Source organism: Labilibaculum sp. (assembly GCF_041595635.1).
Taxonomy (GTDB): Bacteria; Bacteroidota; Bacteroidia; order Bacteroidales; family Marinifilaceae; genus Labilibaculum.
Map to the genome: position 1 here is coordinate 1 of NZ_JBFHJW010000051.1, position 14,491 is coordinate 14,491.

Below are 14,491 nucleotides of genomic sequence, written 5' to 3' on the forward strand. Positions count from 1 at the left end.
ATAATGGAATGGTTAAGTGGACTTTCCAGTAGCTCTGGAACAACAGTAAGTATATCGATTCTCATTCTAAAAATTTTGCGTAAAAGTATGTAACCCAAACTTGGCTTGCAAGAAAATTAAAAATCAAAGCATGTATTTGTATAAAATAGACAGAATGGCATTATTTCGAGTGTTAAAGTGGACATATTGACATGTGTCATGTGCTTTTTGCTGCCAAATATCTAGTAAATATTGCTTGGTATAAACTTTGGAATTGAGAGATTGAAAATAAAATTTAATTCTTAGGATCCGGAACCTAAACTAAAAACATATAAAAAATAAACGTTATGACAATTTTAAGATATTCAAAAGGGGCAAATAATTTTTTCGCAAATCAGTTAATGAATCAATTTATTAAAGAAGTAAATGGTGGAGCTCAAGAGTTAGAACAGGATAATAGCTCTTTTTTCCCTCGTGCTAATATTCTGGAAGAGGATGATCGGTTTTTAATAGAGTTGTTTATACCTGGATTTTCGAAAAAGGAAGTTGCTATAAAGGTAGAAGACGGTTTGTTGAAAATTACGGGGGAAAAACCTGAGCTTGAGGGGCGTAATTTTGTAAGAAGGGAGTTTAGTGCTTCAAAAGTGAATAGGTCATTTAAATTGAGTAAACAAATTGATCAGGATCAAATTTCGGCAGAGTTTTGTGATGGAATTTTGTTGGTGAATCTACAGAAAAAGAAAATGGATGAGCCAAAAATTAAAGAGATTCCAATTCTGTAATTGCTATTTTTAATGCATGTTTCGTTATTTTTAATGGTTTGCAGGAAGTGATTCTCGTTTGGAGGAAATGTTTTCTTTATACAGAAGTTGATCATGTAAGTTTGGTTAATTGACTAGTTTTGCTGAAGGGGGTTATGTTTTGCATGAACCCCTTTGCTTTCTGTTGAAAGAAAAATATTCAAAATCTTTGAGGATTAACACATAATTAGTTAAATTCGTAAGGAATGGACCAAAAATTCCTTCTTAAATTGTATTGTTAACAGGGAACTTAAATTGGTGAGTTACCCATCTAATGCAAACTACATGAAAGCAAAAGATCTATCAAACCTCTCACATGAGAATGAAATGAATGAAAATTTAGAAAAATCTGAAGTGAAAAATGATTCTCATGAAAATGATTCTGTGGAAGCGAAAACAATAGCTGATAAGTCTGCAGTGTCTGAAAATACTGAAGTTGTATCAGAATCAGTCCAGGTGGATAAGGCTGAGGATGAATTCAATAAGGATTTGTCGGAAGCTAAACTCGCTAAGCAAAAAACTGTTTCGGATACAGAAGATGAGATTCCGGATGATGCTGGGGTTGAAAAGGTCTCGGAACTACAGACTGAGCCAGATTATACAGTGATGGAGAAAAGTGAGTTAGTAGATCGACTGACTCTTTTGCTTGAAAATAAATCGTTAAAAGGAATTAGAGATCGATTGGTGGCTATTAAGCACAACTTTTATAAAAAACACAACGAGGAGGTTGCTGAGGCCAAAAGGAAATTTTTGAAAAATGAGGGTAAAGAAGAGGATTTTGATTTTGGGACGGATGAGCTTGAATTGAAAATGAAGGAATTGCTTCATAAATACAGAGAGAGTCGGGTAGTTTATACTCGGAACTTAGAGCACGAGAAGGAGGAGAATTTGAAAATAAAGTACCAAATTATTGAGGATATTAAAGATTTGGTGAATAGAAAGGAAGCATTTGATAAAACCTTTAGTGAATTTAGAGCTTTGCAAAAGAAATGGCACGACACGGGAATGGTGCCGCAGTCTGCACTCAAAAATTTGTGGGATAATTACCATCATCATGTTGAGAATTTTTACGATTATATCAAAATAAATAAGGAATTACGTGATTTGGATTTAAAAAAGAACTTAGCTGCCAAATTGCGTTTGTGTGAAGAGACTGAAAAATTATTGGATGATGTTTCTACTGTGAAGTCTTTCAATACTTTGCAGAAATATCACGAACAGTGGCGAGAAATTGGGCCAGTTCCTCGTGAGCAAAAAGATGAAATTTGGGAGCGCTTTAAGAAAGCCACAACAATTATAAACAGAAGACATCAAGAGTTTTATGAAGGCTTAAAATCGGAACAGAAAACAAATCTTGAAAAGAAAGAAGTGCTTTGTGAAAAGGTCGAGTTAATTGCCAACAAGGTGTTCGATGCACATAAAGATTGGAATGCAAGCTCGAAAGAGATTCTTGATTTGCAAAAAGAATGGCGAACCATCGGATTTGCGCCCAAAAAAGACAACAATAGAATCTATCAGCGATTTAGAGCTGCTTGTGATTTGTATTTTGATAAGAAACGCGCATTTTATTTAAAATTGAAGGATAAACTTGGCGATAATTTAGAAAAGAAAACGAAGTTGTGTCAACTTGCAGAGGAACTTCAGGACAGTACAAATTGGAAGGAAACGACAGATAAACTCATTGCAATTCAAAAAGAGTGGAAGACTATAGGTCCTGTGCCTCGTAAAGTTTCGGAGGAATTGTGGGTAAGGTTTAGAGCCGCTTGTGATAAATTTTTCAGTAACAAATCAGATCATTTTGATCATGTTGATACAGATCATGTTGAAAATTTAAAATCAAAAGAAGATCTGATTCGGAAAATTAAAGAGTTTAAACCAACAGGGAGTGATGAGGAGGATTTATCTTTGCTTCGTGGCTTTCAGAAGGAATGGGTGCAAATAGGTCATGTGCCTTTCAAGAAAAAGGATAAAATTCAAGATGAATTTCGGAAAGCTTTGAATGGTATATACGATAAATTGAATTTGGAAACGGAAGATAAAGAGGTGCAGAAGTTTCAATCTAAAATTGATAATTTCTTGACGATGAATCATTCCGAGGATAAAATAATTGTTGAGAGAAATAAAATTGTTTTTAAGATTAAGCAATTGGAAACAGATATTGGATTATGGGAAAATAATATTGGTTTCTTTTCCTCTTCGAAAACTTCTGATTCTATTGTTCACGAGATTGAAGAAAAAATTGAAAAAGGAAAACAAAGTTTACAACTTCTTCAAGAAAAATTAAAAGTGATTGATGGATTGGTCTCTTAGAATCCTGATTCTCTAAAATATAAATCCTTCATTTTTTTAAAGATGAAGGATTTTTTGCGTTAAACACTAGTGAGTTTCACCCTTTTTAAGTTTCTGAAAGTGGATTCTTTTTTGGTATAAACAGGAATAAAATTGTGTTTTAAATTTTTCTATTGTTTGGCAGAAATTGATTCGGAAAATCGGAATGTATAAATTTGATCTTGTGAAACATGGAAATAGTTTCTTAAAAAGGCATAAATTAACTACTTTTGCAGCTTTAATAATCCATAAAACGTTTACAAAGTGTCAACAACCAAATACATCTTCGTTACAGGTGGGGTAACCTCCTCATTAGGAAAAGGAATAATAGCGTCGTCATTGGCTAAATTACTACAGGCCAGAGGCTATTCGGTTACGAATCAAAAACTGGATCCTTATTTGAATGTAGATCCCGGAACATTGAATCCCTACGAGCATGGAGAGTGTTATGTGACGGATGATGGGGCAGAAACAGATTTGGATTTAGGACATTACGAACGTTTTACTAATTATCCAACCTCTCAGGCAAACAATGTAACTACGGGTCGAATTTATCGCAATGTTATTAATAAGGAACGAAAAGGTGACTTTTTAGGTAAGACCGTTCAAATTATCCCTCATATAACAGACGAAATTAAGCGAAACATTAAATTATTGGGTTCAAAGCAAAAATTTGATGTGGTGATCACTGAAATTGGTGGTACGGTTGGTGATATTGAATCTTTGCCATATATCGAGGCGGTACGCCAGTTGAAATGGGAATTGGGGCGTGATGCTTTGGTGATTCATTTGACACTAGTGCCTTATTTAGCTGCTTCTGGTGAATTAAAAACCAAACCTACTCAACATTCTGTTAAATCATTACTAGAAACGGGTGTTCAACCAGAGGTTTTGGTTTTGCGTACAGAGCATGAATTGCCTAATGATGTTCGTCGCAAAGTAGCCTTGTTTTGTAATGTGGAACCTAATGCTGTAATTCAGTCGATAGATGTGAAAACAATCTACGAGGTACCTTTGAAAATGAGAGAGGAAAAATTGGATGTGATTGTTTGTGAAAAACTAGGTTTGGATTTGAGAACAGAACCGAAGTTGAAGGAATGGACTAAATTTTTGTCGCGTTTACAAAATCCTAAATCAGAAATTAAAATTGGTTTGGTTGGTAAGTATGTAGAATTACATGATGCTTATAAATCAATTGTTGAGTCGTTTGTACATGCAGGATCGGTGAATGAATGTAAGGTTAATATAAAATGGATACATTCAGAGAAATTGACCGATAAAAACTATCTAAACGAGTTGAAAGACTTGAAGGCTATATTAGTAGCTCCTGGTTTTGGTCATAGAGGATTGGAAGGAAAAATTTTGGCTGCAAAATATGCTCGTGAAAACAATGTACCATTTTTAGGAATTTGCTTAGGAATGCAAGTTGCGGTAGTTGAATTTGCACGTAATGTTTTAAAATTAGAGGATGCAGATTCTTTGGAAATGAATCCTAAAACTCCTTACCCAGTGATCAATCTGATGGAGGAACAAAAAAATGTAACCGAAAAAGGTGGAACAATGCGCTTGGGAGCTTACGATTGTTGTCTTAAGGATGGATCGAGAGCATTAAAAGCTTACGGACAAAAAGAAATAACAGAACGTCATCGTCATCGTTACGAGTTCAATAATGAATTTCTAGAGCAATACGAGGCAGCAGGAATGAAAGCAACAGGTATTAATCCAGATACTGGTTTAGTCGAAATTGTTGAATTGGAAGGTCATAGATGGTTCTTGGGTGTTCAGTTTCATCCTGAGTACAAGAGTACTGTTATTAAGCCACATCCTTTATTCGTAGAATTTGTGAGAATTGCAATGCAAGATAAATAGTAAAGGCTAAAGGGTGTAAAAAACCTGAGCGTAGTTACAATATATATTCTAAAAACGAACTACTTTAAGTTAAGATTAAAAAATAGAAAATGGATAGAAATTCGATTTTTGGTTTGTTACTAATTGGAGCGATTTTAATTGGGTATACTTACCTGACAAAACCATCCGAGGAAGAACTTAAGGCCATAAACACCCGAGATTCAATTGCACGAGTTGATCGTTTGCGCAATGAACAACTTGAAGCAACTCGGATTGAAAGCTTGAAGGCTGCTCAGTATGCCGAAGTAAAAGAAGATTCTGTAGCATTAAAAGCTACTTATGGTTCTTTTGCGGGAGCAGTGAATCAAAAGGAGGAATTGATCACGCTTGAAAATAAGCTGGTTAAGCTAAGTATTAATACCAAAGGTGGACGTATTAACAATGTTCAGTTGAAGAATTTCCAGACTCATGATTCTTTGCCTCTGCTTTTGTGGGCCGAAAACAACTCCAAGTTCGGATTGACATTCTATGCTGAAAACAAACCAGTAAATACTGAGAACCTATTTTTTGTAGAAGAAAGTGGTGCTAGCCTTGTAGATGCAAGTTCTTCTCAAAAGGAAGTAAGTATGCGATTAATGGTTGGTGATGGTCAGTATATTGAGTACAAATATAGCCTGGCTCCAGATTCTTATATGGTTGATTTTACTGTGAACATGGTAGGAATGCAAGATATTATTTCTCGTAATTCAAACTTTGTTACCTTCAATTGGCAAGCCGATATTCCAAGTCAGGAGAAAGGACGTAAATTCGAAGATCAATACACTGCCTTGTATTATAAATTTTTCGAAGACGATGTAGAGAGTTTATCTGCAACAGGTGAAAAAGAGGAAGAACTATCAACCAAGGTGAAGTGGATTGGATTTAAACAACAGTTTTTCTCTTCAGTTTTAATTGCTGATGAAGCTTTCAAAGGAATTAAATTGAAGTCAAACACTATGGATGAGACTTCTCCAATTCTGAAGAACTTTTCCGCAGAAATTTCATTACCCTATCAAGGAAGTCAATTGGAAAACTATCCAATGCAATTCTATTTTGGACCCAATAAATTTAAAACCCTGCGTAAGTATGGTAAGGATATTCAATTAGAATCAATGATCAATTTAGGATGGGGAATTTTTGGTTGGATCAACCGATATTTTGTTATTGAAATATTTAATTTCCTTGAAGGATTCATTGTAAATTATGGTATCATTATTTTGATTTTAACCATCATAATTAAATTGCTTTTGGCACCATTGACCTACAAGTCGTATATGTCCACAGCAAAAATGAAGGTGTTGAAGCCGCAGATAGATGCTATCAATGAGAAGATTCCGAAAGATAAAGCAATGGAGCGCCAGCAGGCTACTATGGCTCTTTATAAAAAGGCTGGAGTAAACCCAATGGGTGGCTGTTTACCTATGTTGGTGCAGTTTCCATTCTTAATAGCCTTGTTTCGTTTCTTTCCAGCTTCTTTCGAATTGCGTCAGAAAAGTTTCCTTTGGGCCACCGATTTATCTTCGTACGATTCAATATTGACATTGCCATGGGACATTCCATTTTATGGTGATCATGTTAGTTTATTTTGTTTGTTGATGGCAGGAACCAACTTGGTATACACAGTTATGAATGGACAGATGCAATCTTCGAATCAGATGCCAGGGATGAAATACATGATGTATTTTATGCCAATAATGTTCTTAGGATGGTTCAATAATTATGCATCGGGTCTTTCTTACTACTACTTTATTGCAACTTTATTTACCATTCTTCAAACTGTTGCTATTCGTAAATTTATGGTAGATGATGATAAGGTGTTAGCCATGCTAGAAGCAAATAAGAAAAAGCCAGTTAAGAAATCAAAATTCCAACAGCGTTTGGAAGAGGCTGCTAAACAGAGAAGTAAAAAATAAGATCACACGTTATAAGATTGATCAAGGAAAAGAGCTCCATTTTGGAGCTCTTTTTTTTGTCTGTTTTTTTTGAAGGGAAAGTAAAAATTCTACTTATTGAATGGATTTTTGGTTTATGTTGATGGGGGCCAAATGAAACATGTAATTGCAGCAGGTAATTATGTAACTTTATTTTAATCATAGAGGATTGGTAAATGTTATTTTTAATTTTTTTCTAAGCTAAATTATACGGAAATTATAGAAGCAATATATAGGGGTTTAAATCCAGTATTATTCGGGATATTGCGATGAACTTCTCAAGTTTTTGACTTTTAGTTCTCTTTTAATCTATGCAAAAGGATCAGTCATTACCTTCAAAAATCAATTAGCCATGGCTAAATTTACCAAAACAGATGCTCTTCGGTACCACGAAGCAGGTCGTCCAGGAAAAATTGAAGTAATTCCCACAAAATCTCACTCTACGCAATTGGATTTATCCTTGGCTTACTCGCCAGGAGTTGCATTTCCTTGTTTGGCTATTGAAGCCAATCCAGAAGATGTTTATAAATATACCTCAAAAGGAAATTTGGTAGCCGTTATTTCTAACGGAACTGCCGTTTTAGGCTTGGGTGATATTGGCCCTGAAGCAAGTAAACCCGTTATGGAGGGAAAAGGCTTGTTATTTAAGGTGTTTGCTGATATCGATGTGTTCGATATAGAGGTGAATAGTAATAATGTAAGTGAGTTTGTGAATATCGTAAAAGGAATAGCTCCCACTTTTGGAGGTATTAATTTAGAAGATATCAAAGCTCCGGAATGTTTCGAAATTGAAGATTGTCTGAAAAAAGAGTTAAGGATTCCTGTTATGCACGACGATCAGCATGGAACCGCTATTATTTCGGCTGCAGCTTTATTTAATGCTGCTCAATTACAGAATAAAAAATTGCCAGATTTAAATCTGGTAGTGAATGGAGCAGGTGCTGCTGCTGTTGCTTGCACTCGACTTTATATTTCGATGGGAATAAAAAAAGAGAATATCATTATGATCGATAGTAAAGGGGTGATTCATGAGTCTCGGACCGATTTAAATTCGATAAAAAAAGAGTTCATTACCGGGAAAAATGTACATACCCTTAAGGAGGCAATAGTAGGCGCAGATGTATTTGTTGGTTTATCAGTAGCGGATGTGTTAACATCGGATATGATACGTAGCATGGCAGAAAAGCCTATTGTATTTGCTATGGCGAATCCTAATCCTGAAATCGCTTATGAATTGGCCATGAAAACACGAAAAGATTTAATTATGGCTACAGGCCGATCTGATCATCCCAATCAAGTTAATAATGTTCTGGGTTTTCCGTTCATTTTTCGAGGAGCTTTAGATGTGAAAGCTTTGGCCATTAACGAGGAGATGAAAATAGCTGCAGTTCAGGCAATTGCTAGCTTGGCAAAGGAAGATGTACCTGATGTGGTGAATATTGCCTACGGAGAAATGAATTTTACATTTGGCAAAGAGTATATCATTCCTAAGCCTTTAGATCCACGTTTGCTTACAGCAGTTGCTCCTGCAGTTGCAAAAGCTGCTATGGATTCAGGAGTCGCTCAGGTATCAATAAACGATTGGGATGCCTACAAAATGCAATTGGAGGAACGAATGGGGCGAGATAATAAGCTACTTAGGGCTTTGACAGATCGAGCCAAAAGAAAACCTAAACGTGTAGTTTTAGCCGAAGGAGCAAATTTAAAAGTTTTAAAAGCTGCTCAAAGCGTATTAAATGAAAGGATTGCATGGCCTATTTTACTGGGAAACCCTGAGCATATCGGGAAGCTAATCAAGGAAAATGATTTGGATTTAGAAGGTGTACCGATTATTAATTGGCGAGCTAGCGAAGAGAGACTTAGACGAGAGGAATATGCAAAAATTTTGTTTCAGAAAAGAAGCAGAAAAGGGCTAACCTATAGTGAAGCGTTAGATAAAATGTCGAATAGGAATTATTTTGGAGCCATGATGGTGGAGACTGGAGAAGCTGATGCCTTAATCACAGGATTGACTTCGAAGTATGCAGATACGATTCGACCCGTTATTCAAACCATTGGAATTAAGTCTGACATCAATCATATTGCTGGTATGTACTTGATGATGTGTAAGAAAGGAGCAATTTTCTTTTCAGATACAACTGTGAATCCTCGTCCTGATGTGCAAACACTGGTGGATACTACCTTACTTACGGCCGAAGCGGTGCGAAAATTCAATATAGAACCAGTTATAGCCATGGTTTCCTACTCTAATTTTGGATCCATTAGAACAGGGAGTCCTGTGCGGGTTCAGAAGGCGGTAGAAATATTACATCGAGATCATCCCGAACTCATTGTTGATGGAGATATTCAGATGAATTTTGCGGTAAATAATGAACTGCGTAGTAAGATGTTTCCATTTTCGAAACTTGGAAATAGAAAAGTGAATACCATTATTTTCCCGAATTTAAGTAGTGGGAACATAGCCTATAAGATGATGCAGGAATTGAGTGGAACAGAAGCCATAGGTCCCATATTATTGGGATTGAACAAGTCGGTTCATATTCTTCCTCTCGAAAGTTCGGTAAGAGAAATCGTGAATATGATAAGTATTGCAGTTGTTGATGCACAATTGTAAATTACCATTTAGCGTTAAAGGAGTGGAGGTGTTAGGTGTGTTTATAATGTTAAATGAGTAAGGGCTTTTTGATGCGATAAATTGTATGTTGGTTGGCAAAAAGAAATATACATTTAACGTACTGGATGTTTAACTATAATTAATGTGTTTATTTATAATGGTCATCTGTATTGATCATATGATGGGGGGTAGTCGATTAATGTCTTTTTGTTTTTTTATTGAAATTGTTAATTGAAACGTATAAAATCGCCTAGTTTAGCATGGGTGATTTTTTTAAGCAGTGATGAATTACTTGATTAAGATAATGTAAACATGTGATTGTTATTTAATAAAGATTATTATTCGTAATCAAGTAAAAAGCTACGTTAATCAGTTAATATTTTCAATTCGCCAAAATTGTTTGAATTCCCCTTAAGTAAAAGCTGTGTAAATTTGTTCATTACCAATTTTGTGACGAAATTTTAGTTGTGTTAGAAAGAATATTTACGGTGCTCAATATGATTTAAACTACTGTTTCTTTTCGAGAATAGATTGCTAAATAGTCTTCAACCAACTATGATCTATTTTTCTACAGAAACGGTATTCATTAGTTATAACCTTAACTCAACCATGTATGCAAGTTTTAAAAAGACCTTACTTCTGGCATGCGATTTATACTCGATCTCGTGCAGAAAAAAGGCTCTATCAAGAATTGTGCTCGAAGAATATAGAGTGCTATCTTCCTTTGTGCAGAGAATTAAAGCAGTGGAGTGATCGTTCCAAATGGGTAGAAGAACCCCTTTTGCGATCCTACTTATTTGTAAAAGTCAGCGAAAGAGAATACTATAACGTTATCAACACAAATCTTGCCGTTAGGTATGTAACTTTCGAAGGGAAAGCTGTGCCTATACCCGAAGGACAAATTGAAGCTTTACGTATTTTTTTAAAGGATAAAAATCGAAAAGTAGATCTTTGTTCAAATCAACTAAAAAAAGGAGAGTCTGTTGAAGTTGTGGCAGGACCTCTAAAAGGCATCCGAGGTGAAATCATACAAATAAGAGGAAAGAATCGAATATTGATTCGTTTTGATTCATTAGGAACCTGTGTATTTACTGATATTGGTCTCGATAAAATTAAACAGGTTGAATCAGTAGTGCTCTAAAATTTTAAATTTTATGAGAAAACCACAAATGATCGGTCAAAACCCTAGTAGAGGATGCTTTCTTTTGGGTTTTTCTGGCTTGCAGTTCAGAGAAATGGTTTCCCAGCAATATTAATTAAGAATTGGAAATAAAATGGTCTGGATTTTTATTCAGATCATTTTTGTTTAAGAAATTTAGATAAAGAATAAAATATTTTGATATTTTTATAAGTCATTGATATATAATACTCCCCTTTATGATTATCGCTGTAGATTTTGATGGTACAATTGTACAACACAAATATCCTGAAATTGGGAGTGAGATTCCTTTCGCCATTGCAAGCCTTATTGCCTTGCAAAAGGAGGGACATCAACTTATTCTGTGGACCTACCGAATTGAAGATATGTTGTACGAAGCCGTTGATTTTTGTAAACAAAGAGGTCTCGTTTTTTATGCCGTAAATAGCAATTATCCTGAAGAGGAATTCGATGATTCGGTAAGTCGGAAAATTTATGCGGATTTGTACATTGATGATCGAAATTTTGGTGGATTACCCGATTGGAGATACATTCACAAAAGCATCTCCAATCAAAACATCTTTCACGAAAGAGAAACTAAAACAAAAAAAATGCTTATTCGATTTATTGATAAGATTTTTGGCGATTAGTCGAAGATCTAATTAGTAGGAAACCTGAATTTTTACTTTCTTTTTTTTAATGAGTTCATTTTTTAGTTTACGGGTCAGCTTTTCTCCAATTCCTCGTTTTACAGCAACAAAGGAAGAATGATCGAGTACATCGATTTTGCCCAATTCACTTTTTTCAAGTTTACCTACTTTACAGAAGAAACCAACCAAATCAACTTTATTGATTTTTTCTTTTTTACCCAGACAAATATATAGGGTTTCCCATTCAGGTTCTGCAGGTAAAGGCAAATCTTCTGAGAGCTCTAAAATCTCAATGTTTTCAGGAATAAATTCCGGAGCTACTTCCTCCTGTGCAAGTACTAAATAGGAGTTTCCTTCGGCATTCATTCGGGCGGTTCGTCCATTTCTATGGATAAATGCTTCCTCAACACGCGGTAGTTGGTAGTGAATTACATTTTTTATTTCGGGAATATCGAGTCCTCGAGAAGCTAAGTCGGTAACAATTAATAAATTATGACTTCCATTTCTGAATTTCAAGAGTGCTCTTTCTCGATCATCTTGTTCTAATCCACCATGGAATACATCGCATTGAATGCTTTCATTTAGTAAATGTTTGCCAATTCGTTCTACAGATTCGCGGTGATTACAGAAGACCAAACTTGGCTGGTTTCCTAGATGACAAATCAACTTGAAAAGAGTAGCTAGTTTGTCTTTTTCCACAGAAATGACCTTTTTTTGAGCCAGTGCAATCGGTTTTGCATTCGGGATAAAATTCAATTCGATAAGTGAATTCAATTTTGCAAATTCAGGAATGTCAATGTTATTGGTTGCAGAGGTAAGTACCTTTTTTATTCGACTAGGCAAGGCATCAATCACTTCCATCATTTCTTTCTGAAAGCCTAGTTCAAGCGATTTATCAAATTCATCCAATATCAGAGTTTTGATATTTCTAAGGTCAAAATTTTCTCTTCGAATATGATCGGCAATTCTTCCTGGAGTACCAATAAGTAAAGCTGGAGGTGTTTTTAAATTGTTCTTTTCGGTCGACATGGGATGACCACCGTAGCAACAATTCACCTTAAACGGTGTTCCCATACTTTTAAAAACAGTCTCTATTTGTAAGGAAAGTTCTCTGGCAGGAGTTAATATTAAGGTTTGAACCGCATTTATATCCGGATCTAATTTAGCAAGCATAGGCAACAAAAAAGCGAGTGTTTTTCCCGAGCCAGTGGGCGACACTAGAAGTATATCTTTATTTTGAGGATAGGCTTTTGCACATTCCTTTTGCATCTCATTCAGTTCCTGAATCGATAACTTCTTTAAAATTGTTTTTTGGTCCATCTTTTTTGTTTGCATGCCGCAAAGGTAATAAAAACTACATGTATAAAAATATTGGGTTATTATTGTTCACTAATTAAGTGTAAATACAACTTTTTATATAACTATAAATAAAAAAAGCTTAGTGTGGTGTTTGTGTAAGTGGTAGATATATAGGCAATTAATAATTAATATAATGACACAAAAACGAATGTATCACTTTGAAGAATCCAATTTGCCTGGCCAGCTTATTTATCTGCGTTTGGATTCTGAAAATTAATTTTAAAGAGAAATGTTGCCGGAAGCTTTATCAGATCAGGTTTATTTGCTTCGGATTAGAGGTAACAATGAATATTGTGGGAAAATTATTATTTGTACCGAACTCTTAAAAGCTGTCAAGTGTTAAAATGTAATATTTGTTTTTTTGTTCGGATGTCTACCAAATGTTATTTTTCTTGCCAGTCCAATTTGGCTGCCGGCGAATAAAAAGGGCTGCAAAGTCATATTTTGATATTGAAACTAGTTTTAATTTTTTTTGATTGAGAAGGCAGGCTAGGACTTTCGAGCTTGCTAAAAGAATATTTTTATCCATGGGGCTTTGTAAGTCAATCGATTATTCCGCAATCTAATTTTTATGACGAAAAGGGTAAAAAGTTATTGAATAACCAATTTAGTTTTCATACTTTCGAGAAGGATTAGTCATTATTTCAATGCTCTTATTGGTAATGAATTAAATCCGAAACACAACACAACATAACAAAAAGAAACGATGACTAAAATGAAAGCTCTTGTAAAATCCAAAGCTGAAAAAGGTTTGTGGATGGAGGAAGTAGATGTTCCTAAAGTTGGAGTAAACGATGTTCTGGTGAAAATTAGAAAAACCGCAATTTGTGGAACTGATTTACACATTTACAAATGGGATGAGTGGGCGCAAAAAACCATTAAACCAGGAATGACTATTGGCCACGAATATGTTGGCGAGGTTGCTGAAATAGGAGCTGGGGTTACTGGCTTTTCGATTGGCGATAGGGTAACTGGCGAAGGCCATATTGCTTGTGGACATTGTCGAAATTGTAGACGGGGGCGTAAACATGTATGTGAGAATACCGTGGGTATTGGTGTGAATATAGATGGAATTTTTGCCGAATATGCCGCTATTCCTTCTTCTAATTTGATGAAAATGAGTAACCAGATTGAAGATGAGCTTTTGGCTATTATGGATCCTTTCGGAAATGCGACTCACACCACACTTTCTTGGCCAATAATTGGTGAGGATGTGCTGGTAACCGGAGCTGGACTAATTGGAAGTATGTGTGTGGCCATTGCAAAATTTGCAGGAGCACGCTACGTAGTTGCAACCGAAACCAATCCTTATCGAATCGAATTGGCAAAAAAAATGGGAGCCGATCGGGTGATCAATCCAATGAAGGAAAACTTAGATGATGTGATTAAGGAATTGGGGATGATTGGTTTTGATATCGGATTAGAATGTTCTGGGGCTCCTGTTGCATTTGGCGATATGTTGGCTCACATGTACAATTCGGGGAAAATCTCTCTTTTGGGTATTCTACCAGGAGAAACCAAGGTAAATTGGAATGATATTATTTTTAAAGGACTCCAGCTAAAAGGAATCTACGGACGGGAAATGTACGAAACATGGTACCAAATGGAACAAATGCTAATGAGTGGATTGGATTTGTCTCCAATGATTACCCACCGTTTTAAGGCGGCTGAATTTCAAAAAGGATTTGATATTATGGAAGAAGGAAATTGTGGAAAAGTAATTCTCGATTGGGAATAATCTTCCATCCAAATAAACGATGTAAAGCTCAGGAATTCCCTGAGCTTTTTTTGAAAAAATAGAATAC

General features: G+C 35.4%; 8 protein-coding genes and 2 pseudogenes. 9 read left to right on the forward strand and 1 reads right to left on the reverse strand.

What is annotated here, in order from left to right:
- The first annotated feature begins 326 nt into the window (after window positions 1-326).
- The 8 genes and pseudogenes from ABYT26_RS13320 (at window position 327) to ABYT26_RS13355 (ending at window position 11,327) form a co-directional block, all read left to right on the forward strand.
- On the forward strand, window positions 327-761 hold the full coding sequence (locus ABYT26_RS13320; protein WP_372754697.1) for an Hsp20/alpha crystallin family protein: 435 nt from the start codon (window positions 327-329) through the stop codon (window positions 759-761).
- Between the two features lie 303 nt (window positions 762-1,064).
- Window positions 1,065-3,089, forward strand: coding sequence for a DUF349 domain-containing protein (locus ABYT26_RS13325; protein WP_372754699.1), 2,025 nt, complete (start codon window positions 1,065-1,067; stop codon window positions 3,087-3,089).
- Window positions 3,090-3,371: 282 nt separating this feature from the next.
- Window positions 3,372-4,976 carry a CTP synthase gene (locus ABYT26_RS13330; RefSeq protein ID WP_372754701.1) on the forward strand — a complete coding sequence of 535 codons (1,605 nt, stop codon included), beginning with the start codon at window positions 3,372-3,374 and terminating at the stop codon, window positions 4,974-4,976.
- 89 nt (window positions 4,977-5,065) lie between these two features.
- Window positions 5,066-6,907 (forward strand): membrane protein insertase YidC, encoded by a 1,842-nt coding sequence (gene yidC / locus ABYT26_RS13335; protein ID WP_372754703.1) that lies wholly within the window; start codon window positions 5,066-5,068, stop codon window positions 6,905-6,907.
- Window positions 6,908-7,277: 370 nt separating this feature from the next.
- Window positions 7,278-8,504, forward strand: a pseudogene (locus ABYT26_RS13340) (malic enzyme-like NAD(P)-binding protein); the annotation flags it as partial.
- A gap of 69 nt (window positions 8,505-8,573) precedes the next feature.
- Window positions 8,574-9,539: pseudogene (locus ABYT26_RS13345) on the forward strand (phosphate acyltransferase); the annotation flags it as partial.
- A 613-nt stretch (window positions 9,540-10,152) separates the two neighbouring features.
- Window positions 10,153-10,680, forward strand: a complete 528-nt coding sequence (locus tag ABYT26_RS13350) for a UpxY family transcription antiterminator (RefSeq protein ID WP_372754705.1) — start codon at window positions 10,153-10,155, stop codon at window positions 10,678-10,680.
- Between the two features lie 236 nt (window positions 10,681-10,916).
- Window positions 10,917-11,327 (forward strand): BT0820 family HAD-type phosphatase, encoded by a 411-nt coding sequence (locus ABYT26_RS13355; protein ID WP_372754707.1) that lies wholly within the window; start codon window positions 10,917-10,919, stop codon window positions 11,325-11,327.
- A gap of 12 nt (window positions 11,328-11,339) precedes the next feature.
- Here ABYT26_RS13355 and ABYT26_RS13360 read toward each other — a convergent pair whose 3' ends face one another.
- Window positions 11,340-12,647 (reverse strand): DEAD/DEAH box helicase, encoded by a 1,308-nt coding sequence (locus tag ABYT26_RS13360; RefSeq protein ID WP_372754709.1) that lies wholly within the window; start codon window positions 12,645-12,647, stop codon window positions 11,340-11,342.
- 754 nt (window positions 12,648-13,401) lie between these two features.
- On the opposite strand from ABYT26_RS13360, the gene tdh reads away from it, so the two are divergent.
- Window positions 13,402-14,424 carry an L-threonine 3-dehydrogenase gene (tdh, locus tag ABYT26_RS13365; protein ID WP_372754729.1) on the forward strand — a complete coding sequence of 341 codons (1,023 nt, stop codon included), beginning with the start codon at window positions 13,402-13,404 and terminating at the stop codon, window positions 14,422-14,424.
- Window positions 14,425-14,491: the final 67 nt, after the last annotated feature.